The organism is Vibrio sp. SCSIO 43132 (assembly GCF_019904195.1).
Lineage (GTDB): Bacteria > Pseudomonadota > Gammaproteobacteria > Enterobacterales > Vibrionaceae > Vibrio > Vibrio nigripulchritudo.
Window position 1 is genome coordinate 1,989,003 of sequence record NZ_CP063199.1, and the last position, 25,603, is coordinate 2,014,605.

At 42.9% G+C, this 25,603-nt stretch carries 27 protein-coding genes; 18 read left to right on the forward strand and 9 right to left on the reverse strand.

Features of this window, described 5'->3' with window-relative positions; all coding sequences use genetic code 11:
- Nucleotides 1–64 precede the first annotated feature (64 nt).
- From INR79_RS08945 to INR79_RS08955, 3 genes are all read right to left on the reverse strand, one after another.
- On the reverse strand, nt 65–538 hold the full coding sequence (locus tag INR79_RS08945) for a DUF4198 domain-containing protein (protein ID WP_223096909.1): 474 nt from the start codon (nt 536–538) through the stop codon (nt 65–67).
- 153 nt (nt 539–691) lie between these two features.
- A complete protein-coding gene (locus INR79_RS08950; protein WP_223096911.1) occupies nt 692–2,833 on the reverse strand; it encodes an EAL domain-containing protein in 2,142 nt (713 codons plus the stop codon).
- Nucleotides 2,830–3,795 carry a phosphate/phosphite/phosphonate ABC transporter substrate-binding protein gene (locus INR79_RS08955; RefSeq protein WP_223096914.1) on the reverse strand — a complete coding sequence of 322 codons (966 nt, stop codon included), beginning with the start codon at nt 3,793–3,795 and terminating at the stop codon, nt 2,830–2,832. Before INR79_RS08955 ends, INR79_RS08950 begins: the two co-directional genes overlap by 4 nt.
- Nucleotides 3,796–4,212: 417 nt before the next feature.
- Between INR79_RS08955 and INR79_RS08960 the strand changes: the two genes are divergently transcribed.
- The 3 genes from INR79_RS08960 to INR79_RS08970 all read left to right on the forward strand — a co-directional run bounded on the left by INR79_RS08960 (nt 4,213) and on the right by INR79_RS08970 (nt 6,699).
- On the forward strand, nt 4,213–5,001 hold the full coding sequence (locus INR79_RS08960; RefSeq protein ID WP_022601935.1) for an EAL domain-containing protein: 789 nt from the start codon (nt 4,213–4,215) through the stop codon (nt 4,999–5,001).
- 113 nt (nt 5,002–5,114) lie between these two features.
- Nucleotides 5,115–5,915, forward strand: a complete 801-nt coding sequence (locus INR79_RS08965) for a hypothetical protein (RefSeq protein WP_022613702.1) — start codon at nt 5,115–5,117, stop codon at nt 5,913–5,915.
- A 19-nt stretch (nt 5,916–5,934) separates the two neighbouring features.
- Nucleotides 5,935–6,699 carry a substrate-binding periplasmic protein gene (locus INR79_RS08970; RefSeq protein WP_022593378.1) on the forward strand — a complete coding sequence of 255 codons (765 nt, stop codon included), beginning with the start codon at nt 5,935–5,937 and terminating at the stop codon, nt 6,697–6,699.
- Here the strand turns inward: INR79_RS08970 and INR79_RS08975 are convergent.
- On the reverse strand, nt 6,686–7,144 hold the full coding sequence (locus tag INR79_RS08975; protein ID WP_022601942.1) for a prepilin peptidase: 459 nt from the start codon (nt 7,142–7,144) through the stop codon (nt 6,686–6,688). The genes INR79_RS08970 and INR79_RS08975 overlap by 14 nt on opposite strands.
- A 144-nt stretch (nt 7,145–7,288) precedes the next feature.
- Here INR79_RS08975 and INR79_RS08980 point away from each other — a divergent pair, with 144 nt between their 5' ends.
- The gene (locus tag INR79_RS08980; RefSeq protein WP_004407781.1) at nt 7,289–7,945 is read left to right on the forward strand and encodes a DUF2726 domain-containing protein; all 657 of its coding nucleotides are present in this window, start codon (nt 7,289–7,291) and stop codon (nt 7,943–7,945) included.
- A gap of 42 nt (nt 7,946–7,987) precedes the next feature.
- On the opposite strand, the gene INR79_RS08985 is transcribed toward INR79_RS08980, so the two are convergent.
- Complete coding sequence (locus INR79_RS08985; protein WP_223096916.1) at nt 7,988–8,863, reverse strand: glycerol kinase; 876 nt, start codon at nt 8,861–8,863, stop codon at nt 7,988–7,990.
- 179 nt (nt 8,864–9,042) lie between these two features.
- On the opposite strand from INR79_RS08985, the gene INR79_RS08990 reads away from it, so the two are divergent.
- The 3 genes from INR79_RS08990 to INR79_RS09000 are packed head-to-tail and all read left to right on the forward strand — an operon-like array spanning nt 9,043 to nt 10,804.
- Complete coding sequence (locus INR79_RS08990; protein WP_223096918.1) at nt 9,043–9,672, forward strand: chemotaxis protein; 630 nt, start codon at nt 9,043–9,045, stop codon at nt 9,670–9,672.
- Nucleotides 9,650–10,384: an MBL fold metallo-hydrolase gene (locus INR79_RS08995; RefSeq protein WP_004407786.1), complete on the forward strand. Its 735-nt coding sequence runs from the start codon at nt 9,650–9,652 to the stop codon at nt 10,382–10,384. Before INR79_RS08990 ends, INR79_RS08995 begins: the two co-directional genes overlap by 23 nt.
- 60 nt (nt 10,385–10,444) lie before the next feature.
- Entirely contained in the window at nt 10,445–10,804 is a 360-nt protein-coding gene (locus tag INR79_RS09000; protein WP_223093698.1) for a hypothetical protein, read from the forward strand.
- Between the two features lie 47 nt (nt 10,805–10,851).
- On the opposite strand, the gene INR79_RS09005 is transcribed toward INR79_RS09000, so the two are convergent.
- Nucleotides 10,852–11,679, reverse strand: a complete 828-nt coding sequence (locus tag INR79_RS09005) for a DUF481 domain-containing protein (protein ID WP_223093700.1) — start codon at nt 11,677–11,679, stop codon at nt 10,852–10,854.
- Nucleotides 11,680–12,068: 389 nt separating this feature from the next.
- Here INR79_RS09005 and INR79_RS09010 point away from each other — a divergent pair, with 389 nt between their 5' ends.
- Together INR79_RS09010 and INR79_RS09015 are read left to right on the forward strand one after the other, a co-directional pair.
- Nucleotides 12,069–14,057 carry a sensor domain-containing diguanylate cyclase gene (locus INR79_RS09010; protein ID WP_223093702.1) on the forward strand — a complete coding sequence of 663 codons (1,989 nt, stop codon included), beginning with the start codon at nt 12,069–12,071 and terminating at the stop codon, nt 14,055–14,057.
- 70 nt (nt 14,058–14,127) lie between these two features.
- Nucleotides 14,128–14,505, forward strand: a complete 378-nt coding sequence (locus tag INR79_RS09015; RefSeq protein WP_223093704.1) for an AAA family ATPase — start codon at nt 14,128–14,130, stop codon at nt 14,503–14,505.
- 33 nt (nt 14,506–14,538) lie between these two features.
- Here INR79_RS09015 and INR79_RS09020 read toward each other — a convergent pair whose 3' ends face one another.
- Nucleotides 14,539–15,645 carry a M20/M25/M40 family metallo-hydrolase gene (locus INR79_RS09020; protein ID WP_223093706.1) on the reverse strand — a complete coding sequence of 369 codons (1,107 nt, stop codon included), beginning with the start codon at nt 15,643–15,645 and terminating at the stop codon, nt 14,539–14,541.
- 175 nt (nt 15,646–15,820) lie between these two features.
- Here INR79_RS09020 and INR79_RS09025 point away from each other — a divergent pair, with 175 nt between their 5' ends.
- Complete coding sequence (locus INR79_RS09025; RefSeq protein WP_223093708.1) at nt 15,821–16,489, forward strand: SH3 domain-containing protein; 669 nt, start codon at nt 15,821–15,823, stop codon at nt 16,487–16,489.
- 224 nt (nt 16,490–16,713) lie between these two features.
- Nucleotides 16,714–17,787: a 4-hydroxyphenylpyruvate dioxygenase gene (gene hppD, locus INR79_RS09030; RefSeq protein WP_022550613.1), complete on the forward strand. Its 1,074-nt coding sequence runs from the start codon at nt 16,714–16,716 to the stop codon at nt 17,785–17,787.
- Nucleotides 17,788–17,847: 60 nt separating this feature from the next.
- Here hppD and INR79_RS09035 read toward each other — a convergent pair whose 3' ends face one another.
- Together INR79_RS09035 and INR79_RS09040 are read right to left on the reverse strand one after the other, a co-directional pair.
- A complete protein-coding gene (locus tag INR79_RS09035; protein WP_223093710.1) occupies nt 17,848–18,861 on the reverse strand; it encodes a GGDEF domain-containing protein in 1,014 nt (337 codons plus the stop codon).
- Nucleotides 18,848–20,932: an EAL domain-containing protein gene (locus tag INR79_RS09040; RefSeq protein ID WP_223093712.1), complete on the reverse strand. Its 2,085-nt coding sequence runs from the start codon at nt 20,930–20,932 to the stop codon at nt 18,848–18,850. Before INR79_RS09040 ends, INR79_RS09035 begins: the two co-directional genes overlap by 14 nt.
- Nucleotides 20,933–20,975: 43 nt before the next feature.
- Between INR79_RS09040 and INR79_RS28125 the strand changes: the two genes are divergently transcribed.
- From INR79_RS28125 to INR79_RS09070, 7 genes are all read left to right on the forward strand, one after another.
- Entirely contained in the window at nt 20,976–21,104 is a 129-nt protein-coding gene (locus INR79_RS28125) for a hypothetical protein (protein WP_262415327.1), read from the forward strand.
- A 238-nt stretch (nt 21,105–21,342) separates the two neighbouring features.
- A complete protein-coding gene (locus INR79_RS09045) occupies nt 21,343–21,678 on the forward strand; it encodes a hypothetical protein (protein WP_223093714.1) in 336 nt (111 codons plus the stop codon).
- Nucleotides 21,679–21,698: 20 nt separating this feature from the next.
- The gene (locus INR79_RS09050; protein WP_223093716.1) at nt 21,699–22,595 is read left to right on the forward strand and encodes a replication protein; all 897 of its coding nucleotides are present in this window, start codon (nt 21,699–21,701) and stop codon (nt 22,593–22,595) included.
- 11 nt (nt 22,596–22,606) lie between these two features.
- Nucleotides 22,607–23,242: a replication protein P gene (locus INR79_RS09055; RefSeq protein WP_223093718.1), complete on the forward strand. Its 636-nt coding sequence runs from the start codon at nt 22,607–22,609 to the stop codon at nt 23,240–23,242.
- A gap of 286 nt (nt 23,243–23,528) precedes the next feature.
- A complete protein-coding gene (locus INR79_RS09060) occupies nt 23,529–24,029 on the forward strand; it encodes a hypothetical protein (protein WP_223093720.1) in 501 nt (166 codons plus the stop codon).
- 142 nt (nt 24,030–24,171) lie between these two features.
- Nucleotides 24,172–24,699, forward strand: a complete 528-nt coding sequence (locus INR79_RS09065; protein ID WP_223093722.1) for a hypothetical protein — start codon at nt 24,172–24,174, stop codon at nt 24,697–24,699.
- Nucleotides 24,700–24,838: 139 nt separating this feature from the next.
- Nucleotides 24,839–25,591, forward strand: coding sequence for a hypothetical protein (locus tag INR79_RS09070; protein ID WP_223093724.1), 753 nt, complete (start codon nt 24,839–24,841; stop codon nt 25,589–25,591).
- Nucleotides 25,592–25,603: the final 12 nt, after the last annotated feature.

Sequence of the window (25,603 nt, forward strand, 5' to 3'; positions counted from 1 at the left end):
CACAAAAACCAAGCTCCGCTTTTTAGCGGGGCTTTTTGTTGAGTAGTAAAGGGGAGTGACAGCCTTACTCTATTGAAAGCTGACAGACACTGGTTACCCGTGTTGGAAGAATTTGCTGGTAGCCCGATGAGAATTCGTAAAGGCTAACAGTTTCACTCATATCACAGCTTAAGTCTTTCATTGCTGGCGGCATAAAGGGCAGGTAATGACTTCCTGCATGCTCAGAAGACCATATCGCTTTTGAGTTTTTTCCGTATTCAGCGGTGATGTTTATCATTGAACGAATAGTGTCGGATGACTTTGTGTGGATAGGAAAGTCGTAGTGAAACGGAGTGAATTTGAAATAGCCGTTCTTATCGGTTTTCACAATCTCCACAATGGTTCGGTTGGTGGTGATGGTACGAACGACCGTTGCCCCCGGCACAGGCTGCTGATTTTCAAATAGTTGCCCGGAAACTGCCGGAGCAACCTTATTTGGATTTGGAGACAAAGAAACAATGTCGGCTATACCGCTAATAGGGTAACTTGCAGACAACACTAAAAAGCACTTTTTGAACATATATCACTAGGGCCTGTTGACCTTAACAAACGGTAGCCAGTTTCAATAAGTTACCGTTCAAAATGCATTGTGAAAAATATCAAAAACGATGTAGGTGCTGTTGTTACGATATTTTTTACGATTTGTATCAGCTTAATTTGTTGCTTCTGGTTGAGAAATCCACTTTGAGGTGAACTGATCAGCAGGTAGTGCTTTTGAATAGAAGAAACCCTGACCGATATCACATCCGATACCACGGATGTACTCAGCCTGCTCTTTAGTTTCAATTCCTTCCGCTACTGTCTTCATGCCCAAGCTGTTCGCCATAGACACAATGGCTTCTACCAGAGAGCGATCGTTGGCGTTGGTATCCGTATTGGAAACGAATGATCGATCTATTTTCACCCCATCAAATTGAAGTTTTTGCAAATAGCTAAGCGATGCGTAACCGGTACCAAAGTCATCTAGCAGTACCTGTATACCGTGTTCGCGTAAATTTCGAATGATGTCGCGTGCGGTATCGATGTCCTGAATCAGCTGGCTTTCTGTGACTTCCAGTTGTAACTGCCTTGGACGACAACCCGCCTTCAACATGCTTTTTGCCAGAATGCCACCTATGTCCTGCCTGTAGAGTTGTTTTGCAGAAAGGTTAATAGTTACGTAAAAGTCTTTTGGAAGCGTAGACTCCCAGGTAACGAGCTGCTGACAGGCGCGATCGATCAAATGTTGTCCCAGAGGCAGAATCATATCGGTATTTTCTGCGATAGGGATAAAATCGTCTGGCATGATGATCCCACGAGTAGGGTGTCGCCATCTGACCAAAGCCTCTGCTCCCAAAAGCTTTCCAGATTGCATATCAATCTTAGGCTGGTACCAAAGTTCGAATTGCTCCGGCTGGTTCAATGCTTTGCGCAGTTCCTGTTCAATATCGATGCGTCGCTCTATCTTTTGGTTCATCACGTTGGTGAACAAACTGTAGGTGTTTTTCCCACGTTCTTTGGCGTGGTACATCGCGATGTCTGCATTTTTGATTAGGGTTTCGGCATCCTGACCGTGGCTTGGGTATGAAGCAAGCCCGATACTGCCACCGGCGACAATGGTGTCGCTCTCAATCACTATGTCTTTCTGAAGGGTAGAAAGAATATTGCCCGCCATATATTCACGTTGTTTTGGAGACAATCCCGCGCAGCAAATCAAAAATTCGTCGCCACCAAGGCGAGCTACCATGTTTGATTCAGTTTCAGGGAAACCGTATCCCACTTCACGTGATAATCGAGTTGAGACGATTTCGAGCAGGTGATCGCCAGAGGCATGCCCAAAGTGATCATTCACCTGTTTAAACTCATCCAGATCGATAAAGAAAACGTCAATTTGTTGATGTTGACCGGATTGAATTAGCTCATTTACATGGCTAATAAAATACGTTCGGTTTGGTAAACCTGTGAGAGCATCGTGGTACGCCATAAAGCGTATATCTTCAGTATGCTTTTCAATGCGCATTCCCATGTCATTGTAGGCGTTAACCAATTCACCAATTTCATCTGAACGACGCAAAGCGCGCATAGTTCTGAACTTGCCTTGCCCCGTTTCCTGTATGTGTGTGGTCAGCCGGCGAATGGGTTTAGTAAGCGAGCGCGCCATAAGAGTGGCGAGAAGGAGGCTAAATGCAAAGCTGGCAAAAGTAATCCAGAAGTGCCCCTGATAAAGGCTTCGAATGTTCTCTTTGTAAGCTTCACCAATGATCTTTTGGTTGTCGGATATATCGTTCAGGAGCTTTTCCAGACTTAACTCAATGTAGACCGCACCCATTGACATACCAGACTGGGAGATGGGCTGAATGTATATCAGCTTGGAACTAGTCTGCTTGATAAAGGGTTTGTTTTTACGCATCGACTGCTTAATGAGGTCCTGATTCGGCGGCACCGCGCCAAATGAAAGCATTTCTTCAGTACCATCGTGGAACACATTGCCATCTTTGTTAATGACATTAACGACCATCACTTCTCGCTGTGAAAGGGCAGGCTGAATCGCTAAATAGGTCGCCTCAAGATTGTAGTTGTACAGCGGATCAAACAGGTGTTCAGACAGATAAAGTGCAATCGACTTGCCACGAAGTTGAAGCTGTCGGCTTAAGCTGTTGTGGGTGTGTTTGTTCAGTTCTTCGATAATGCTATCGGTGTGCTCGTTATAGAGATTTTTTTGCAGGATAAAATGACTGAGCGACAGCGCAGCAATGATGCTCGCTGTCGCGATAATGTAGCGGGTGCTCAGTTTTATCGAAGAAATACGGCTCATTTTGTTAGGGCTTCAATTTTTGGTAGTTGCAGGCGCGCTTCATCCAAAACTTTCCTTGTTTCTTCATTGAGTTCATCAAATTTTGTGGTTTTCTGGAATCTAACCAACGTTGCCTTGCCTTCAGCAGTATTATGCATGTTCATCAGTGTGTGTCTGATTGCATTGTTCATTTCATCAGAAAATTCAGGAGAAGACAGCATCAGATCCCTAGGGTATGGGGACGATTCGTAAACAACTTCCGCAGATTGTTTAATCTTTGCTGGCATATCTTCATTGGCGTTCCAATTACTGTCACTGAAGGCACCAAGATCTGCTCTTCCCTGATAGACCCAGGAGGAGATGTTAATTTCGTTAGACTGTTTGAGTTGTTGATCAATAAACATATAGCCCACCTTGTCCGAATCTGGTTTTTGGCGGTGGCTGTCTAAATATTGAAGTTCATACCCTTGGCTAAGTAACGAAACCGCAGGTATAAAGAATGAGCTATTTGAACTTGGCTTTTCAAAAAGTATAGATTTTCCATTTAGCTCATAAAAAGATTTTGAATCTTCTGATTTTATAGAAAAAATTATAGAGCTGTATGTGGCTCTGCCTTTTTTCCAACGTCTTGTAAGAATATTTGCATCAGCATTCTTTTCATAAAGTAGGGCGCTATACACAGTTGCAGGAAGCAAGTGAACCTTGTGATTTCTTAGCTTTTCTTCCATTTCTTCCAGAGTTGAAACCACCACGACTTCACCGTGCGTGTATCCAAATTCTTTGAGTGAATCTGCAAGATAGTTCGCTAGTGGTAAGCTCCATTTAATTCGTGATTTCACCTTTTGAGACACAGCACCAACAACAAAAGGTTTGTCATTCAATTGGATAGAGTCTTGGTTGCTCAATTCAGCATACACGGGATTTGCAATCGTCAGACATGCAATGGTTGCTGAAGACAGCAATGTCGAAGCTGTGATTTTCATGAAAAGTGGAACCTCTAAAAACAACAAAAAGTGAGTTCGGCTAATCTGAGAGAATAGGGAGATCTTTCATTTGTGTAAACGATAATTGGAAGCAAGTTAACAGAAACTGTGCAATAAATCATTACAAGATGTTTCAATTATATTTACCGTATAATCATATTTTCTAATTGGCTCATTATGGATTTTGTCAGCGAGGGGGAAGATTTATATTTTGATTGTTTTTTGTTCGGTTTAAGTTGCGACGAGAAGGTTTTGAAGTTTTGGCTCAGAAGACGTTTCCTTAAAACGATTTATCTCTTATAAATCGCCCTATATGAATTACGTTTAAGGTACAACCAGTTATTGAGTTGTTTGATTTTATGAAAAAGCATACGCATAATGACTTGATACTCACGCGCTCTCACTTGGAAAAGTTGCATGTATCTCTCAAGCCCGGAAGATTTTCAAAAACATCTATTTAGGGATGAAGAAGGGTACTTGTGTGCTCACTACAAAAACTACACATTTAGTAGTGTCTTTCAGCCTATCTTAATAGCAGGTGGAGATGTGTTTGGGTTTGAAGGACTTGTTCGAATTAAAAACGAAAATCAGGAACCCGTAAGACCTGACCTTTTCTTCAGAAGCGCAGAGCTCACTTTTGTTGATATGATTAACGTCTCTTTGTTATGCGCAAGCATACATTTGAGAAATTTTGCCCAGTCCTCCCATCGCGAAAAGAAAATCTTCATCAATGCATCGCCATTAGTATTTCAAGTACTTTCACACGATGACAACGCAATAGACGTTCTATTAGGTTTCTTACAAGCAGTTCACCTGAATCCAGAACAACTGGTCTACGAAATCATGGAATTCGATGAGGGTGATGTACATAAAATTCTCAAAGGTGCTCAGGTACTAAGCCGATATGGTATTACCATCGCAATGGACGACTTTGGGCAATGTGCTTCGAACGAGGCGAGAGCCAAAATTCTATTGCCTTCCATCATAAAGTTAGATAAGTCACTGTTGGACAATTTCGTAAGTCATAATGACTTCGATTTGGTGGATTCGCTTGAGCTAGCAAACAGCATTGGCGCTAAAGTGATTCTTGAAGGGCTAGAGACAAAAGCGCAGCTTGATAAGCTTGCAGACATGAATATCGATATGTTCCAGGGCTTTTACCTTGGTCGACCCAAGCCACTTCCGCCTCAACTTACTGCAAACTAGATGTAAAGTCCTCATTCTTAATAATTCTTAAACATAAATCTGACCAGAAATTAAGCATAGAGCTTATTAAGGTATATATTAAATAAGAGGGTCTTTGTTTTAGGAAGAGGTGTATGAGGCTTTGTCATTGGCTGGTAGGTTTTTCATTATGCTACGGAATTGCATTCAACGTGTTTGCAATCAACAAAGTCACTTTAACGCTGCCTGCTTTCAAAGATAATGGCCATGAATTTTTCCATGAGCTGCTAACTGAATCCTTAAAAGCTCAGGGTATTGAAGTCACCATTATTACTCCTTCCCGTCACACTCCCCAAAAGCGTGCTGTTCACATGTTGAACAAAAATCAGATCTCCCTTTACTGGCTAGTTAAGACCAATGAACGCGATAAGAAGTACGCGTTAGTCGATGTGCCATTAACGAATGGCATGATTGGGCAGAGAATTTTACTCATTCCTAAAGGTGCGCAGCATCATTATAAAAACATCAACACATTACTGGACTTGCAAAAATCCGGGCTAGTAGCTGGGCTAGGAGCTAACTGGTATGACATAGATGTTTGGAAGGCGAGTAACCTGCCATATCATGTAAAAGATGGAGAATGGCGACAGCTGTATGAAATGCTCTCTGAAACCGGTGGCGTGAACTACTTTCCCCGGGGAATGCATGAAGTTCTTGCTGAAGCAGAAGGGCAACCACAGTTAGAAATAGAAGACCGACTCATCCTGAAATACAACCGCAGCATGGTGTTCTATTTGAGTGAATCAGCAATAGAATACAAGTTGCTGATCGAAAGGGCATTGAAGCAAGCCAAAGAGAGTGGTTTAATGCAACAGCTTATTGATAAGCATTGGAAAAAAACAATCAACACCATAAAACCAGAAGATCGGACAATTATTGAACTGATCTCACCATAAAACGTTAGTTGCTAAACACATGAAACCTAAAATTAGAAGACTATGGCATAGCTGTATCTTTACGGCTGCCGCAGCGGTATCCGGTTGCGTAATGGCGGACACCGTCAGGCTTACCTCACTCTATTGGCCCCCATACACGGGCGAAGAACTGGTGCAGCAAGGTGCCAGTGTCGCCGTGGCTAAAGCGGCGTTTGACGCAATGGGTCACCAACTGGAAGTGGACTTCTTCCCCTGGAACAGAGCTGTTTCTCTCGCCAAATCCAGCGATTATTACGTTGGCTATTTTCCTGCCTATTATTTCAAAACCAACAAGTTACTGCTTTCAGAACCCATGGGGAGCGGGATGTTAGGTTTGGTCGAAAATGTGGACAAGCCGATTCGATGGCGTGCGCTTACCGATTTGGTGCCATACACAATTGGTGTGGTAAGTGGTTACAGAAACACCCGCGAATTTGATGAAATGATCCACAGTGGTCAGCTCGAAGCACAAGAGTCGATGACAGACACGCAAAACGTACTGAAAGTGGCGAGTTCTGAACTTGATCTCGCTGTCATTGATGAAAATGTACTCCGGTACCTTCGAATGCATGATCCTGAAGTTTCTCAGGTTAAAGAGAAACTTCAGTTAAACAAAAAGCCGCTGGTGTACAAAGATTTGTATATTGCCTTTACACGTGGTCCTGAAGGCGAGCGTTGGCTAGAAGTATTTAACCAAGGTCTAGGAAAGATAGATGCTGATCAAATCATGAGAGACTATATGGATCAGCATTTTAAAAGCCACTGATCACACTGATAAAGCACATCGCTGTACTGCTGATTACAATAGGTATTCCATAGGCAATGCCTTTTTCCCGAAATGTTTTCAGGCTTCGGTAGTACAGCGCCATTATGATTACCTGAATACCACCAAGTAAAAACATGCTCATCACACTTAATAGTAAGTAGTCTGGATGAATGCCAATGGCAAAAGCAGTGAGTAGCTTGGTATCACCACCTCCCCAGATTCCAATCACAGTCGCAACAAAGCCTATAACGAAAACCAACACCGCGTAGGGAAGTGAGTCCCAGATAAAACCATTGTTAAAAGCGAGAGGAAGTGTACAAAGGGCAACAAGCAGTACCAGTTTGTTGGGAATGCGTCGATGACGGATGTCCGAAACGCAAATAGCAATACCAAGAATGCAGAGCGCAACAAAAAGAAGCGCATTAAGAGAGAGTTCAATATTCATCTCTCGAATTATACCTTAATCCTCCATGGGTTATGTATAGATGTTTATTGCCGAAGGGCAAAATAAGGCTCATAATCCATAAGGCTCAATTACTTGTTGAATTGGGCTTCCCAACTGACTTATCCACTTCAAGAAGGAATCAATATGCAGAGCGTTGCCATTTTGCTCTTTATCTTGGTCACTGTATTCATCATTTACCAAAAATATTTTGCGAAACGCTATGCACCCATAACGTACCCCTATAAGAAGGTCGGCAGTTTAATGGGAAGCAAAGAAATTGCCTTTTACAATGCATTGATTGCCGCATTAGATAACCGCGCTATCGTCTTTTCAAAAGTCCATATGGCGGACGTGATCATGCCCGTCCCTAACAAGGACAAAAAGAAGTGGCTTGCTGCCTTTAACAAGATTGCGCGAAAGCACCTGGATTTTGTGATTTGCCGCCCCGGTACGTTAGAAGTGATGTGCATAATTGAATTCGATAACGGAAAAGAGCTGAATAAAACCAAAGCAGAGCGCGAAAAGCTTCTGATGCATGTTTGTAAAACGTCTGGTATCCCCCTGATAGGCGCTAATGAAAAATACGCGTACCAGGTAGGGAGACTACGCAAAGTATTGGCCGAGTACATTGATACGCTGGAAATTGAACCTGAGGTGAGATTCTGTAAAGAATGTCAGTCACCAATGGTGGTGAAAGTTGGCGTTCAGGGCGCTTACAAAGGAAAACGGTATTACGCATGTAGCCGCTATCCAAACTGTAAGCACACTGAAGATTTCATTGAAGAAATCAATTGGTCTTAAATCTTAAGCAAAGCAGATAAATGGAGCCAGCGAATAAGCTGGCTATTTTTGACTTTTTAATTGTGACATTGTCACGCCAATGCTGGAAAGTTTTGTTGGCATCGACTTGTCTAGTTCGGACAGCTCATCCTCTGAGATGACCAGCACCTTAAGCCCATATTTTCTGTATGTTTCTAGCTTCTCTTTAAATTCAGTTGCTTGCTCGGTCGATTGGTCAGCCGACTGAAATTCAAGATAAACATTCACTCTGGGAAGGTAGAAAGAAGACTGCACATCTTGCTCGATTGGCAGAGTCCGGGCATAGGCGTGTGTGACACCAGTGAGATACAGCCAGTTATCGATATGCATTTCTTCGATAGTGCGTACATAGTGCCCATCGGCACAGTGGTATTTGGCTTCGAATTTCTGGCGGAAGTTAGAATAAGACTTATCTGTGGATCGCTGGCTTACGTGGCAGCCGAGTAGCTCTTCCGCGGAAGCAAGCAGTCTGGCATTCAGTAATATTCCTGAATCCCAAACAACATAGTCAATTTCCGAACTTGCATTATTGCGCTGGTCTGCCCCCATACGTTTGCCCAGCGGCGTGGTAACCCATCCTTTACCTGAGCGTACAATCCACCCCAACTCGCCAAACAATTGGTTCATTTGGTGCGATGAGAGCTTAAACTTAGCTCCCACCTGGCTTGCGGTCAGCTTGTCTTTTTTGAGCTCATAAACCGGCACATACATATCTTCAGGCCAGACAATGTATTTTCCGTATTGCTTAGATTCCTGATACTTGCCGCCTTGGGCTTCACCAAGTTCAGTTAAGGTCCAGGATTCATCCTTTTTCACGATGAACTCATAACGCTCAAGTGCATGAAACAGGGCGCCAGATTTCACATTAAGTTTTTCTGCTAATCGACTGGTTGAAAGCATATTCACTCCGATGGTTACAGCCTTATTGTAATCAAAGGATTAGCGATTGAAATCCCAAACACCTAATTTTCGTAATCTTTAGGAATTAACCACCGCTTATGTATGGTTAAGTGAGCTCTCTGAACTATATTCAAAAGAAAGAGAAAAAATAACTCTAACTACAGTTGGTGTAAAAGAGCATGTCAGAGAAGAAAGTATTTGTGATTGCTGCGGAAGTGGCTGCAGAGCTTAATAAAGGAATGGTGATTGCCAAACGTTTATTATTAATAGCCAGCAATGCGCGGGCACTGGCGCTAAGGGCAGGGGAAAGCGCAGCTGGCTTCAGACCAATTACGGATTCTATAGATGATTTGGTTAGAAAAACGTTGGATACGTCCAAAGTCATCAATCAAAAGGCGCAACTATTAAGTCGAATAGCGACCTCCGAAACACGTTCATCCTCTGCGCTCACCAAGTTCAATAATGTAATTTGCCGAGATACCGATGCTCGCTACATCGAAAGCCTTGCACCCGCAATCACACAAACCCGTGAACAACACGCCCAACTTATTGCTCAGTTTAAGAAAGAAGCTCGAGGTCTCAATGACATGCTGGATGAGCTTTACAGTGAGCTGAAAACCGCACAAATCATATCCACCATGCTCAGTGTCGAAGCTTCTCAGGCTGAAGAACTGCATCAGGAGCAGCTAAACTGCATAGCGACCAGCGTGGCAGATTCTGCAAAAGAAATTCAAAGCCATGTTCTTCAGTCACTCAATTTATTCTCTGAACTCACAAGGGTAGTCTATGCAAACAAAAGTGCTGTTTAACCAAGGAACTCATCGCTGGATAGTTTTTGGACGGGATCCGGAAAAACCAGACGGCATCATAGACACTAACCAGTACATGATTACCCACCGTGACGAAGCCATCCTTCTTGACCCAGGAGGTATTGAGCTGTTTTCCGCCATGCTGGGATGTGTTGTTAAAGAAGTACCAGTCGAAAACATTACCCACCTGTTTGCGTCTCATCAGGATCCCGACATTATTTCATCCCTGGGTTTATGGGATCAGGCTCTTCCAAAAGCCAAACTTCATTCGCCTTGGTTGTGGGAAGGGTTCATTAAGCATTTTGGTATGGAGAACGTCGATTACATGCCGATTCCTGATGAAGGAAAAACGCTCAGCCTGGCAGGGTTAGAGTTGCAATTCGTTCCCGCTCATTACATGCATTCGTCAGGAAATTTCTCAGTTTACGATCCACAAGCTAAAATATTAATGTCGGGAGACATCGGAGCAGCACTAGACGCTGTAGATGCGCCGATGTTTGTTCAGGATTTTGATGCTCACATACCAAAAATGGAGTATTTTCATCGTAGGTGGATGCCCTCAAATAGAGCCAAGACCGCATGGATTGAAAAAGTCAGTAAGCTGGAAATTGATATGCTCTGCCCACAACACGGCGGCATATTCAAAGGAGACGACGTAAAACGTTTCCTGATGTGGCTAGATGGTCTGGACGTAGGAGTCGCGACGAAATAACTGTCAGTTCTACGTCAAGATACTCTGAATTCATTCAACTACCGGGTTTGAAGAAATACCATGTCTGTATCTAATGTAGAAATCATCACTAATGAGCAAATGACTGTATCAGCATGCTTTTTTGAACAGCGCGACATATGGAAAAGCACACAAATGAAAAGGGGAAGCAAACCTCTTTTCGATTTTTGTCTGGACTTTGGGATTCGGTTTGAAGATCTGATTGATGCAGGTCTGATAGAAAAAAGCGAAAAAGCCGGCAGCACTTCCATCTCAGACTATCAGTTAACAGAAGCGGGGCACGATTTTCTGGTCGCTGAGTACGAAAGCTTTTGGGTTATTGGCACAAAGCTGGAAGAGTTAGACTCTTTCATAGAAAACTTCCTTCATAACCGCCTCGCGAATATATACCGAGACACATAGAACTAGAAAAGCCAGTCAACACGACTGGCTTTTCCTTAAGTCAGATTTTAAAACTGGTATTCAAGAGTCACCATAGGACCAAAGAACTGGAAGTTAACGTTCAGATCGGTTCGCTCAGACCCATAATTCACATTGACTTCGTAATAGCTGTAGGAAGCTTCGGCGTTCCAGTTTTCATTGAACTGGTATTGCACACCCAAATTGGCGTCTACTAACAAACCTTTGATGCTATTAAACTCAATGTAAAACACTTGAGCATGGGAAATTGCGCGCCAGTTTTCGTTAATCTTGTATTCCGCTTCCAAACCAATGTCTGGAAGTGGAGCTGTGACATCGGTAAACGCATAGTTTCCTTTACCTAACACAACATTCTGATTACCACCTTGTAAACTCAGCTCGCCCCCCAGTCCAATCTGCATTTGCATAATGTGGATACCAGCCGTCAGGTCCAGGTCCCAGTTTTCGTTTTCAAAAAACGAATAGGAGTAACCCAATCGTGCAAGGTCGATGTTCAGCGTGGACTGAATGGTTGCACCAATTTTAGCGTCGTAGATTTCCCCATCAACTGGGACAGAAAAAGCGCGTTCTGAGGTGACCGAAGAATTTCGGTGTAAGCTACGCCAGTCAAGGTACATTGCATGCTTTGAGTTAAACGCGTATTCAACTTTAAGGTAGGGTAAGACCTCGCGTTCTTTTAGCCTTAAGTCGGATTCAAAATCCAGATCGAAACTTCTCGATAGATCTGAAGAGTAAGCCCCCATGGATGTATCTGCGCTGGAGTAAAAACCACCCACTTTCACACTCAGGTCGCCAGCCTGTGATGCCCCGGAAAGAAGCAATAAAAGGGAGGCAGCCAACCGTCCTTTAGTTATCATGTTTGTTAAGTTCCGTTTGGTTATCAGAAGGTTAAATACATAGATAGCAGTTATGAGCTACGGACACAACATTCGATATGAGGTTCAATTCGTTTCAAATTGTTTATCCGACGTAAGTGAGCTGTAGATTGAATTTTATAGATCTTAATTTCCGAATTCTCATTTTTGTGCCAGACGTCTCTGTTTTGGCATAAAGCCATGTTATGTCGCCCTATTTTTATGGGGTTCGTCGAGTCTGTGTCTACATTTATTAAAGAAACGCTTCGAGAGTCTATCTGCGGCTGCAGGGAAAGTGTGGCTGCCTAAAGCGCATTTTTGCTCGGACGATAATAAAAACTCCACAGCGACCATCACGAAAAACAAATTATAAAAACGTCCTGAGGCGACACATGTCACACAGCGAATACGCCATTATTTTGGATAGTGAACTCAATATCCTGGGGAAGAACCGACGCTTTACAGAAAGTGGGTTAATTACTCCCTCTGCCACATCACTTATTGGTACCTCTTTAAAAATTACCTGGTTGACGTCTGGGCAGGTGATCACTCCAACACACCTTTATTCAAGGGAAAATCGCCAGCAACAAAAAGTCATGGTGGAAAGTGAAGAAGGGCTTAGCGAAGGTGTCATCGAACCCATCTCACTTAGCGATGATAATTTGTGGCAGATACGGTTTGCCTGTCAGGACAGCGAATCTGTTTATCAGGAATCTTCAGATGTGTTTAAGTTTCGAACCATGCTTGAAGGTTCTCGCGCTGGCACTTGGGAATGGAATGTTCAGACGGGAGAAGTCGTGTTCAATGAACGTTGGGCGGAAATCATTGGATACGAGTTAGAGGAACTAAAACCGCTTTCCATCGATACTTGGATTAAACATGTGCATGAAGACGATTTATCGATTTCAGAAGAACAATTGATGGCGCATTTTTCTGGAGACACTCCTTATTATGAATGCGAAGTGCGTATGAAACACCGAAACGGTAGGGAAGTCTGGGTGCGCGACTTTGGCAAACTCATGACCAGAACACCTACGGGTGACCCCGAGTGGGTGGTTGGCACCCATATAGACGTAACTTCAAATAAGTCTGAAGCCGTCCAACTTGAGTCTATGAACCATGAGCTTGATGCAATGATAGATGTCAGCCCAAACGTCATCTACCGCTGCCAAGGCGATCCACTGGAGAGCATTGATTTTATATCTAAAGATGTGAGCGAAATGACAGGGCACCATAAATCTGAGATTGTTGAAAGCGAAGGTTACTGGGGAAAGCAATTACCTCAGAGTGTGTACGACGAAGCGAGAACAGAGTTTGTACAATGGCAGAAAGAAGGAAGAGACAGCGTACTCACAAGGCAGTATCGATTCCGTCATAAAGATGGATTCTATCTATGGCTTTCCGACTCTGTGCGCAAATTCAAAAGCCCCGTTTTCAACACCAACGGCTACATAGGTTCAGTAGCTGATATTACTTCTCAAAAGAATCTGGAACTCAAACTGCAAGACAGCCAGTATCGGCTCAAAACCGCGCACCAAATTGGCAGGATGGGGCACTGGGAATGCAACTTAGATACAGGCGATGTTTATTGGTCGGATATGGTGTACACCATTTTGGGCTATGAACGGGGACAGGTTCAACCAAGCCTGTCGTTCTTTAAAAGCTTAGTTGCCGAAGAGCACAGAAACCGAGTGGATGAAAGTGAACGCGCCGCCCAAATAAGCGGTAAATACGACGTGCAGCATATGATTAAGCATGCCAGTGGAACACTTATCTGGGTACACGAAATGGCGGACTTTCAGGTCGGTACAAACACGCTCATTGGCACCATCAGAGACATTACCGATCAGAAAATCCTTGAGATTCAGCTTCGTGAACAAGCGATAACCGACCCGCTAACTGGCGCTTATAATCGACGTTTCTATCTGGAACGCCTGAACGCTGAGTTTGAACGTTTTAGCCGGGCAGGCAGAAGTTTCTGTTTAATGATGATCGACTTTGATGAATTCAAACAGGTTAATGATCAACACGGGCATCTATTCGGAGATGAAGTATTGCGTGAAGTGGCAGCACTCATCAAAAATCGGCTTCGTGTGAATGATGTGTTTGCACGGATTGGTGGTGAAGAATTCAGCGTGATTTTGCCAGACACCCAGCTAGAAGGGGCAAAGAAGGTCGCGGAAACCATCAGAAAACAGGTGAGCACTTTGGTGATCAGTCATGAAGGGATTGAAACATCCATTACCGTTACCATCGGACTGGCGGAAACACTGATCAAAAGTGACACCATGGACAATCTGATGCACCGAGCAGATGATTTGCTTTACGAGGGCAAGAAAACCGGAAGGAACAAGGTATATGTCCAACCGGAGGTGGAATAATCGATCTGCCGTTGTTTTGTCATGACTCAAACGCTAACATGCACACAGTTGCAATTTACACATCCAGATCATGACGAAACCGCGCTTAACACTGGTACGCGGCTTACCCGGTTCAGGGAAGTCGACTTTAGCAAAAACAATGAATGCGAAGCACATCGAAGCGGACATGTATTTTGTTGACCGAAAAGGGGAATACCGGTTTCAGCCCAGGAAGTTAAAACAAGCCCATAGCTGGTGTTTTAGCCAGACTAAGAAATGGCTCAACAAAGGATCAGATGTCGTCGTATCGAACACCTTTATCGAGAAATGGGAAATGGAGCCTTATCTTCTTTTAGCAAAAACGAGCGGCTTTGAAATCGACATCATGGTGTGCAGAGAAGAATTCGGCTCAATACATGATGTGCCATCAGATACCATTGAAAAAATGAAGTCTAACTGGCAGGAATAAGGCAGCTATTACGCTGCCTTTTTTTAATTTTGGTTAGTTGGTAAGGTGGGACACAAGGAAACGAGTAATATTCACCATATCTTCGACTTTAATGAACTCTTCTGTGGTGTGTACTTTCGCCATTCCCGTGGACAGGTTTACCGTTTTCAATCCTCTGCTGTTGAAAATGTTGGCATCGCTACCACCGCCTGTTGAATTGGTTTGTCCTACCATACCAACGCGCTCGAAGCTTTCTTTGATAGATACAATCAGAGGGTCACAATCATCAATTTGATAGGCGTCGTACGCACGAGTTGAAACAATATCTACCTCTGCACCATGTTTTGAAGCCGCGGCTTTGAATGTTTCTTCCATATGCTTCACTTGTGCTGACAGCTTATCGTCTTTGAGAGATCGGGCTTCTGCCTCTATGTAAATTTCAGGCATAACGATATTGGTTGCCTGACCACCAGTAACGACACCAATATTTGCAGTGGTTTCTTCATCGATACGTGACAGTGTCATGTTTGAGATGGCATCCGATGCCACAACCATGGCATTGATGCCTTCTTCCGGTGCCAGACCTGCGTGAGCTGGTTTGCCCTTAATCGTCACTTTCAAGTTTTGCTGACCGGGTGCTGTGGTAATGATACTGCCAATCGGTCCACCTGAATCCAGAACAATCGCATTACCCGATTCGATAACGCTCATATCGAACTGGCGTGAACCATGCAGACCGCCTTCTTCGTGAACAGTAAAGGCTACCTCGATAGTTTGGTGATCCAGACGATTTTCCTGAATGGTGCGAACCGCTTCGATCAGTGCAGCAATACCCGATTTATCATCACCACCTAAAATGGTGTCACCTGCTGAGCAAATAACCCCATCTTCGAGAATCGGAACAATACCGTTTCCCGGTGTTACCGTATCAAGGTGGGCGCTTATAAGAACGCTGCCTTCCAGTTTCCCAGCAAGCTTGCCATAAACATTAAAACCGTTTGAAATGTCTTCTGTAACGGGAAGCTTTTTTACTTCAAAGCCCAATTGCCCCAGTTCCTCTGAGACTGCTTCTGCCATCTGTTTTTCATAGCGGGATTCACTGTCGATTTTGACCAGTGACATGAAGTGTTCGACAAGCCTTTGTTGATTTACTTTTGACATAAGACCTCTGTATGAGTAGGTATGGACGTAAAACGGGCGAAGCAACCGCACGCTACATCACGGAAGTACAAGCACATTACATGAAACCTCTCTTTTTTAAGGCTGAGCCAGATCAATATCACGCTCGAAATTTCATAGCTGCTAAGATTAAGAGAACCAATCAGGATGGTATTGAATGAAAAAGCTTCTGTTGTTATTGATTTTATTGGGTTTGGGCGGAGGTGGTGCATACTACTATTTCGTCATGATGCCTCAAATGGCTATGGTAGCCGTTTCGGACGGCCAGGTTATAGAGCCAGACCAGCAAGCAGAAAAGCCTATGATGGAGCTTGAAGAAAAGAAGAATGTGGCGACCATTGAATTGGGTGAATACTACGTCACTTCAAGCCGTCTTAACGTTCGAAGGGAACCTGGCATCGATGCTCCGATTTCACGAGTCCTTGATATTGGCGATAAGGTAAACGTGCTGGAATCTAATCAGGGCTGGGCTCGCATCTCAGAGTATTACGAATTTGGCGATGGTAACTTCGCTCAGTGGGTTTCTGAACAGTTTCTTTCATCCTCCATACCTGAGAATTTGGCAACGGTTCGTTCAGGAAGACTCGAAATCGCCATCAAACATTCAGACAATTTTGTTACCCACCGAAACTTGTTCTTAAAAGTGTCTCAGGCTTTAATCGACGATGGTGTCTGCTCCAATGGCGATTTCAAAGAAATGCGCGGCTGGCTTAAATCTGTGGATTATCAACCAAGAGATGTGTACTACACCTACTGTGGTGGCATTGAGCGAGAGAACAAAATTTATCTTGATGCCGAAAGTGGCGAAGTTATGGATGTTAATTAAATGTAAAGCCCATTCTTGATGTTGGGCAGTAAAATTTACGGCTAGGAAATACCCGTAACATGCTTTACTTTCATGCATTTTTTGCCAATGTGATGTACTGTAAATTTATCTGTACAGATTTTAAACCTTTAACCAAATTTATCATTTCATTAACATCTGTTTCCACCCGATAAAAAATCATCCATGTTGTATTTAAACGTGAACATACAACGGAGGATAGGGTTATGGATATTTCATACAACCCGCTAGGTACAGATGGATTTGAGTTTGTTGAATACACAGCCGCAGATAACAAAGGGATTCAGGATTTAAAAGATCTCTTCTCGTCTTTAGGTTTTGCAGAAGTGGCAAAACACCGTTCAAAAGAAGCCTGGTTGTATCGCCAAGGCGACATTAACTTCATCGTCAATGCACAGCCTCATAGTCAGGCTGAAAAGTTCGCAGCCGAGCATGGTCCTTCAGTTTGTGGTATGGCCTTTAGAGTTGAGGACTCAGCACAGGCTCTGGCTCATGCACTTGAGAATGGCGGCAAGCAGTACGTAACCCAAATTGGTCCAATGGAGCTCAGCATCCCTGCGATTTATGGCATTGGAGAAAGTTTGCTCTATTTTGTCGACCGATACGGCACAAGCGAGATCTACGATGTAGATTTCACCTTCTATGAAGATGCGGCACAAAGGCTTGCTAACAAAGACGTCGGTTTGAATGTGATTGATCATCTTACTCATAACGTGCGTCAGGGCAACATGGATGTTTGGTCTGGCTTCTATGAGCGAATCGGCAATTTCCGCGAAATCCGCTATTTCGATATCGAGGGCAAACTTACGGGTTTGGTCAGCCGGGCAATGACAGCGCCATGTGGCAAGATTCGTATCCCGATTAATGAATCATCAGATGACAAATCCCAAATCGAAGAGTTCCTGAAGGAATACAACGGGGAAGGGATTCAGCATATTGCCTTAACGACAGACGACATATACAAGACCGTTCAGACACTTCGCGATCGCGGAATGGACTTTATGCCAACCCCGGATACTTACTATGAAAAAGTAGACGAACGTGTTGAGGGGCATGGAGAAGACGTGAGCCATTTGCGCGACTTGCAAATCCTGATCGACGGCGCGCCAATGAAAGACGGCATTTTACTGCAAATCTTCACTCAGACGGTCATCGGACCGGTGTTTTTCGAAATTATTCAACGTAAAGGAAACGAAGGATTTGGTGAGGGTAACTTCAAAGCTCTGTTTGAATCCATTGAAGAAGACCAGATCAGGCGCGGTGTACTGCAAAACGTGTAGGTAAAAACACAATTACTCAGAAATTCGAAAAGCTGCATAATGCAGCTTTTCTTATTTATACTATTCAAACAACGCCAGCAGATTTTTGTCTTTGTAGATCCGGCTCTTACCGTGCTTTTTAGCCATATAAAGATTTTCATCCAACACCGACCACATTCCGGTATCGAAGTTGTCTCTTGTAACTAAACCGCCACTTACAGTGACAAAAATACTTTTCTCATTGTGGCAGACAGGATGAATCGAGACACACCTTAAAATTGACTCAGCGGCGCTCTTTACTGATCCAGAATACGCAAGCAACTCTCTTGATAGTGCGACGACAAATTCTTCTCCACCGACGCGATAGACGTATTGTTCTCCACAAAATTTCTGTAGTCGCTTGGTTAGCTCGATTAACACTTGATCGCCACCATCATGACCGTGTCTGTCGTTGATTTGCTTAAAGTTATCTATGTCAAAGCTCACTACGGCAGGTACATCAACCTCATTTTTCTGAATCTCGCTAAGGTGGCAATCCAGAGCACGTCGGTTTAGTGCTCCTGTCAGAAAATCGAAGTGTGCCAGCTTTTTCCAGTCTTTTTGATAACTTGTGCGTTTGCTTTCGTACGTGAAACATACCGATGCCGTCAGCAGGTAGGAAAGAACAAAGTTAACCACGGATATCTGTATCTCAGGTTCCCAGATAAACATGAGTGCAATGATTTTGATGACCAGATACAGCAGCGAATAGGTAACACCTTCGTTCTTATCCAAAAGGAAGAAAAATATCGCAGGCAAACAGATGGACCACTGAAATACACCTTCGTTTATGGGCTTGGTTATGATGGAGAGTAAAATCACCGCACAAAGAATCAAAATGTGTGTGCGAATTAATGATCTCTTGGTCTGAAAACGATCAAATATTCTCCAGGTAACAATCGCAGTAAACGTGTATGTCAGTTGAATAAGCGCCAATGTCATATCCCCAAGATAGTAATTCAGCGCAGCTAATGGAATGGCAACAAGTCCCAGAAAGATGGAAAGCTTCAGAAACACACGCTCTCTAAGATTATCAAGATCGTTAGCTTGCTTCACGACTTGCCTCCAGCTCATTCAGTACTGCGCTTATTTCCTGAGGTTTATGTACGGCGTATCCCTGACCGTAGTGAACTCCAAGCTTTTCTAGTATTTCGCGTTGATGTCTGTTTTCAATAAATTCTGCAACCACCTTTGCACCATTGATTTCTGCAAGTTCTACAATCGACTCAATCATTTTTTGTTGGAATTTTGAGTGCTCAACGTGCTGAACCAGAGAACCATCAATCTTAATGAAGTCGAACACGTCATTAGAGAGAGTGGCGTAGCTGGAAAAACCCGAGCCAAAGTCATCAAGAGCAATCTTCAACTGAGACTTTCGGAGTTCTTGCAGGATGGAAGAAAAACTCGTGTCCATGGCGTAAAAATCCTGTTCTGTCAGCTCCAAACACATGCGGGAACGGACAGAGTGGGGTAATGTTTTTAGAAACCTGACGAGCTCGGGGTCGAGCAAAGACTTAGGTGTGATGTTAACGGCGAGTTCCAAACGTTCATGTTGAGCGAGATAAGAAGCTGCCTTGGACAAAATGGTTTTATCAAGTAGTTGCTCGAGACCATGCAGTGTCACAACTTTCAAAACTTGACCAGCTGGAATCACCTGTTGATTCTGACCTTCATAGTGTAAGCGGCAAAGTACTTCAAACTTGTTTGTATTGGCTTTTTCAGAAAGAGGAAATATTCGTTGCGAATACAGCCGCAAAGCATTGGAAAGAATGAGAGACTTTGCTTCTTGCTTTCTTTCTGGAAGTGAGTAAAGCATGAAGTGATCGTTGTCATTCCAGTCTTTAAACATGGCATCTTGCTCGATTGCATTTAAGCAACACAACTGAGCTTTGAACATGCTTGTCTGACAAGAATCAGACGGTTGGGTCTCGTAGCGACCAAAGCAAATATCAACTTTAATGTCCGTTGAGTATGTCAGGTTGCTCTTAACCAAGTCGATTATGCGGCTGGACGAGGTTTGAGATGTAATTAGTAAAAAGCTAGAAGACTTTACCCTGTAGAGTTGCCCCTGATTCACTCGCGCAACATTCTTAAGCTCCCTAGAGAGCTTGATTAATATGTGATTACCGCTTGCGCGACCCAGTTGTCGGTTGATTGAGTCAATGTTTTTGATGGTAATGAAATAGAGAAACTGTTTCTCATCAAAGACTGCTTTGTCTTTCAATATTTCAACATCTGGCAAGCCTGTGAGCGGATCTTTGTTGGATTTGCGAAGGATAAGTCCGTAGTCATTGAAATTAACCACTCGCATATCCGCCAGTTCATAGATACAAAGCGTGATGATCAATACGTGGAACAGATAAAACATCGCCTGCAACAGGAAAAGATACTTGGTTACTTCGCTATTGCGGTAAGTGGCAATGGCTATTAGTACCGACACCGCAAAACACGCCGCATACATGTTGATAATAAAAGGTTTATATCGCGTATCTTTGTGGGTGATTAGGTGATAGAACACCAACGCACCACCTGCCATGTTGATGATTAAATTCGGTTCACTCGCTTTAAGTACATTCAACGCGACAACTTGAGCCGCGATGAATCCGACCATAATGACGATGTGAGTCGGGTTAAGCCTGCTGTTTTCCTTGCAATACACCGTCAGAAAGAATGCAAAAACAGAGACGATGTAGCAGGAATACCAAAAATCGTTACTTAACCATTCTACATTTTGAATCCCTTTCTCTGTAACGTGACTCAAAGGCAAAAAGCCGTAACCGTATAGATAAAAGAGGGTAAGTGCTGCCATATAGACAATGCATGACACTGAAGATATTTTACTTTCATGCCATTTAAATCGTGCGTAAAAGACAGATAAAACGGCAAAGACTGTCATCAGGGCAACAACAAAAATGTCTCTCGTGATGAGTTGACCAAGTAGATGTGCGTTGTTGACTAAAATTGGGTTAAACAGGGCATATTGTTCGTTGGGCGTTTTCAGGTAAATGCGATCATACGAAAAGGGCTTATCCAGTTGAATGGCTCGAAAGCCTTTGAAGTCTTCTGTCAGCAAGAGTCGTTGATCTTCGAAAAAGAAAAGTTGACCGTTACTGAGAGTTCGATTCACCAGGTACAGCGAATAATGTTGTCTTTCTTGCTCGGAAATTTCTATGGAAAACCAACAGCTTTCCATAAGCCTGGGAGTACAATGTCCGTTCTTATTCCAGCCATCTGAAAAGCTGGGTATGGCAATAGAACTTGTGCTTGAAAAGCTTATCTTGTCTTTTGCAAGTAGCTGATTCTCCAAATTAAATTGTGAGAAAACAGTCAAGGTGCAAAAAGTAAATAACAAAGAAACCAACAAGGTGGGCATTGCAACATTTCCATCAGAACCAACTGGCGCAGAATTATAGATATAACTGTTATTAAGTTGGGAAACCTTGTTATACAAAACCGTGGATTTGGTTAGGAATCTGGAAAGGGGCTACCAGGACAGCTTAACCTGGTAGCGAGTGCGCAAGCGAAGGCACTAAACGTTTGCCCGCCCGTCTATTTTTTGTTGAACAAGCCATTGTTGCCGCCATGCCCCTTGACCTCCGTATTTCTTACCTAAACGAAGTCTACGATATACCTGGTTTATACATTGGTGTCAGTCCCATCAAAATGAATGATGAGCTTTGTTGTTCGACAATTGCAGCATCTCTCACGAAGGAAAACATGGAAGCTCAAATTTCAATGATCGAGCTTGAAGGGAGTCCTGAGTCAATCCCGTTAATCCGGAAAACACATAAGGAACTCAGAGAGTCTGTAGCAACATCGCTCGCTGCTATCAACTTACTTGAAGAGTGTCATCCTGAACTCAACTCAAATTAGCAGAATGCAGAGGGGGCATCATGAACCATGTGACTGGCAAAGAAAATGTCTTAGATTTTCCTGAACGTGAAATTGAAAACAAAGAAAGGTCTATCTGCGTATCTGGATTCTTTAGTATTCCCAATGAGCTGGCAGACAAACTATGCAGTACCCGTTTAAGTGATCAAGAGCATCGTGTTTTGTTTGCTGTGATGAGAAGAACCATTGGATACCACAAGTTAGTGGATTGGGTTTCTCTTGAACAGCTTCACGAGATGACCGGTATCAAAAAGCCTAATCTGAGTAAGACCATCAAGACCCTTTTAGAAAGGCGAATCCTTATAAGAGAAGGGCGGAAATTGGGTATCAATCAAACGATATCGGAGTGGGTAGACAAAGTCAGAACGTTATCCAAACAGATAACGAAAGTTATGCCAATAGATAACGATTGTTATGCGAATAGACAACTCGACCATGAACAAAAAGTTATGCCAATGGATAACGCTGTTATCCAAACAGATAACAATTGTTATGCGGATAGACAACCACAAAAGAATACAATATTACAAAATGCAAATATAAAAAAAAGAAACAAAAAAAAGACTCTCAAACCTCCAGACCAAAAATCATCACCCCCTCCTGTGGATTTTTCAGTTTTCGAAGGCATCACTTCAGAGCAGATCTCAGAACTCAAACGGATTCGAAAAGCCAACCGAGGCGGTCCCATTAGCCAGCGAGTGGCTAACCAGCTTGCGAAAGAATTTATTCGAGCAAGGCAATACGGATTTACACTTGATGACTGCCTGACTGAATGGGAAACACGAAGTTGGAAGTCGTTCAAAGCAGCATGGGTCGCCCCTAAAGAGCGCTTCCATTCAAAGCCTTACCCAGATTTTCATAGTGGTGATACGAGTTGGGCGAAAGACCTTGGTTGGTAGGAGATGGGGAGATGAAAAATGTTAATCAACTGAGCCAGGAATACCGCCAAAACCCGAAGCGTTTTGCGGACAAATACGCGCGTCAACCTGCGGCAAAACAATCAGTTGAAGACAATGCTGCCAAGATAGTGAATACGTTGTTTGCGGAGCTGCAATCGATTTTTCCATCGTGGCGGCACGCATTGCCGGATGAGGAAACGCTTGCCCGAACCAAGAAAACCTGGACCAAGGCATTTATTGAAAATCAAGTTGTTACTCAAGCCCAGTTACAACAGGGGTTAAGGGAAGCGAGAAGACACAGCAGCCCATTTTTCCCGAGTGCAGGGCAGTTTATTGACTGGTGCCACGGGAGTTCGGAGCAACACGGTATCCCTGACGTTCGCAGTGCGTACCTGGAAGTTTGCAGACATGCCTCTGAACCCACCAGGGCTAATTGGACACATCCAGCACTATACGTAATGGGAAGCAAAACTGGTTGGGATGCACTTAAAACCCGCTCAGAGAAACACACATATCCTATTTTTCAGAGTCAATACCAAAAGGTTTTAACTCGGATAATTCGAGGGGAATCCTTTACTGATTCTGTTCCCAAATCACTACCAAGCAAACCTTTGAAAGCACCGCTAAGCCGAGAGAAATCCATTTAGCGTATTCAGAGTCTTCGTGACAAGTATGGATTTCATAAAAGGGGTGGGGAGAACAGCTGTGAGAAGTAACTCAAGATAGCTGTATTCTCGTACATTTGATGAAATATTGAACAACGCCCACTTTCACACCAGACAATCGACATTATGAAGTGCATAAGTCTAGATTACACAATGAATTGCATGCTATTCTTGTGCGCGTGTTTGAGTATCATTGGGCACGCTGTTGATGAATTATTCAGACATTTTGTCCCATAATGATTGTTAGGCATGAATGATAGGCAAGTAGATGATATTACCTAAAAAATCCAGTCTGATTGTGGACTACGAGAAAATTAAACGAGATACATTCATCCTTCTCAATTTAGGTTATGGGTTAAACAGGTTTCAAGATGATGATGAAGGTGATGTACGCTCAAGGAGTAGTGCGAATATATTTCTTGATTATGGGCATAATTATGAAGCGATAGTCTCAGAAAAATTAATAAGTATAAGTATTTCCGCAAGAATACTAGACGACAAAATTTCTAAGATTATACCTACCCTTTCAGCATCGAATTTTTCATTCGAAGAGTTCATCGGAGATGATAGCGACGGCAACCTCTTAAATTTGCGGCAATGTTTCAATAAGGTAATTCATTCAGTAAGTATGGAGCATGAATTGCTGCATCTGCCGGAAATTTATTTATCAGGAGAACATACGAATTGTAGGGAATGGCATGTGAGGATTTTTATTTTACCCTTTTGTTCAGCGGTATATCAATGGTTAACAGAATGCGCAAATGCCTAACAAACAGTTCAAGTAGACCAAAAACGCGTGGCACTTTTAGTTTGCGTTGAGTTTTGTGTTTAGGGCAGTTTACAAAAGCAGCATTTGTGCGTTTTTGGCTACTTAACTGGGCGTTATGTGGCTAATCAAAGTCGAGGTAAAATTGGACGTTTTAAAAATAGTCACTGAAAACTGGAAAGATCTAGTAAACATCCTTGCAGTTGTTGTCGCAACACTTTCATCAGTTGCTTCATTTAGGTCTGCATCTTCAGCTGCAAAATCAGCACACCTTGCAGAGTCACAACAAAAGCTAATTTTGGTTCAGTCAATATCGAGTTCGTTACAGGCAATTTGTCACGGTGTAAATGTTGCAAGAGAAACTAAAAAGTCACTGGATGTCGCTTATACAGAGCTGGCGTTTCGGACTGGACAAGTTGGTGGTAGCAGGGTGACTCTTGCAAATAATCAAACAGAAAAAAGGGTGTCTGACTTATATCCTTTGGAAAATATTGCACTTGAAAAACTGTCTCAGATAACTGCTTTTCCTACACTTCCAATAATTGAACTAATATCCGAGCAGGTTAACTATGAAGCTTTTAATCAGAGCGTAGTGCAAGCAAACATGCTATTAAACCAAGAGCTTAGTGAGGTAATGCAAATAATATCAAATTACCGAAATAAAGCTATGTAACAAATTACTTAAGAGTGACGGCTAACCTTTGGCATTTTTGGTTTGGTTGCGTTTAGGGATTACGGCGGCTTTGTTTGGGGGGCGTGGCAGTTAGCCGCACCTTGGCAAGGCGTTAGGTGCACAGATATTGAGATGCTAAATGGATAAAGTTATTAAAGTGGTTAATGTGGTTTGCTTCGTTACATTCTTGGCATATGCGTATGCGATGTTCATTCACCCTGTTATTAATAGCGGAGGTAGTTGGAAGTATGTGCATAGTGTTTGGTATTCATGGCAAGCTTTAAATGTAGGTATGTTAGCGTTTAGTTCAAGTGTAATAGCATTTAACATATCTAAATATAACGGTAAAAAGAAAAGGGAGAGGGAATTTGTTGCTGCTAAAGCCCTCTTACCAGAGTCCTTAAGTGAACTTACTAAGTATCTAAAAAAGTGCACTCCTATGCTTGTTAATGCTTGGGAAAGAGCAAGTGACTGTAGTGATCGATGTTCAACTCCTCTTGTTCATTCTCATCCAGAATTGCCCCAATCGTATAGAGCTGTATTTAGTTCATGTATCGCAAGTGCAGAAAATGAAGTTGGTGAGTACCTAGCATATATATTGATGAGGTTACAAATTCATCATTCAAGGTTAAGTTCTTTGCAAAATGAATTTTCAGAAGATGAGCATGTTTCTCAAATACCAGAAAATATTATGTCATATATGTATTGTTTAGCTGAGTTGCAAGCCCTGATAAATAAGCTATTTGGCTTTGCTCGTAGCATAGAAGGTTTTGATGGGAACAATCTTACATTAGAAGATTTTGGTACTGCTTATTGTATGCTCAATATTGAAGTTGATGATATTGACGGATTATGGGGGTTTACCACGCGTGTATATGAAAACCGACGTTAATAGAATGAACAT

Coding starts and splice junctions, on each gene's coding strand:
- INR79_RS08950 (WP_223096911.1), bottom strand. CDS start 2,833: ATGAGCCGTATTTCTTCGATAAAACTGAGCACCCGCTACATTATCGCG.
- INR79_RS08955 (WP_223096914.1), bottom strand. CDS start 3,795: ATGAAAATCACAGCTTCGACATTGCTGTCTTCAGCAACCATTGCATGT.
- INR79_RS08960 (WP_022601935.1), top strand. CDS start 4,213: ATGTATCTCTCAAGCCCGGAAGATTTTCAAAAACATCTATTTAGGGAT.
- INR79_RS08965 (WP_022613702.1), top strand. CDS start 5,115: ATGAGGCTTTGTCATTGGCTGGTAGGTTTTTCATTATGCTACGGAATT.
- INR79_RS08970 (WP_022593378.1), top strand. CDS start 5,935: ATGAAACCTAAAATTAGAAGACTATGGCATAGCTGTATCTTTACGGCT.
- INR79_RS08975 (WP_022601942.1), bottom strand. CDS start 7,144: ATGAATATTGAACTCTCTCTTAATGCGCTTCTTTTTGTTGCGCTCTGC.
- INR79_RS08980 (WP_004407781.1), top strand. CDS start 7,289: ATGCAGAGCGTTGCCATTTTGCTCTTTATCTTGGTCACTGTATTCATC.
- INR79_RS08985 (WP_223096916.1), bottom strand. CDS start 8,863: ATGCTTTCAACCAGTCGATTAGCAGAAAAACTTAATGTGAAATCTGGC.
- INR79_RS08990 (WP_223096918.1), top strand. CDS start 9,043: ATGTCAGAGAAGAAAGTATTTGTGATTGCTGCGGAAGTGGCTGCAGAG.
- INR79_RS08995 (WP_004407786.1), top strand. CDS start 9,650: ATGCAAACAAAAGTGCTGTTTAACCAAGGAACTCATCGCTGGATAGTT.
- INR79_RS09000 (WP_223093698.1), top strand. CDS start 10,445: ATGTCTGTATCTAATGTAGAAATCATCACTAATGAGCAAATGACTGTA.
- INR79_RS09005 (WP_223093700.1), bottom strand. CDS start 11,679: ATGATAACTAAAGGACGGTTGGCTGCCTCCCTTTTATTGCTTCTTTCC.
- INR79_RS09010 (WP_223093702.1), top strand. CDS start 12,069: ATGTCACACAGCGAATACGCCATTATTTTGGATAGTGAACTCAATATC.
- INR79_RS09015 (WP_223093704.1), top strand. CDS start 14,128: ATGACGAAACCGCGCTTAACACTGGTACGCGGCTTACCCGGTTCAGGG.
- INR79_RS09020 (WP_223093706.1), bottom strand. CDS start 15,645: ATGTCAAAAGTAAATCAACAAAGGCTTGTCGAACACTTCATGTCACTG.
- INR79_RS09025 (WP_223093708.1), top strand. CDS start 15,821: ATGAAAAAGCTTCTGTTGTTATTGATTTTATTGGGTTTGGGCGGAGGT.
- hppD (WP_022550613.1), top strand. CDS start 16,714: ATGGATATTTCATACAACCCGCTAGGTACAGATGGATTTGAGTTTGTT.
- INR79_RS28125 (WP_262415327.1), top strand. CDS start 20,976: ATGGAAAACCAACAGCTTTCCATAAGCCTGGGAGTACAATGTCCGTTC.
- INR79_RS09050 (WP_223093716.1), top strand. CDS start 21,699: ATGAACCATGTGACTGGCAAAGAAAATGTCTTAGATTTTCCTGAACGT.
- INR79_RS09055 (WP_223093718.1), top strand. CDS start 22,607: ATGAAAAATGTTAATCAACTGAGCCAGGAATACCGCCAAAACCCGAAG.
- INR79_RS09060 (WP_223093720.1), top strand. CDS start 23,529: ATGATATTACCTAAAAAATCCAGTCTGATTGTGGACTACGAGAAAATT.
- INR79_RS09070 (WP_223093724.1), top strand. CDS start 24,839: ATGGATAAAGTTATTAAAGTGGTTAATGTGGTTTGCTTCGTTACATTC.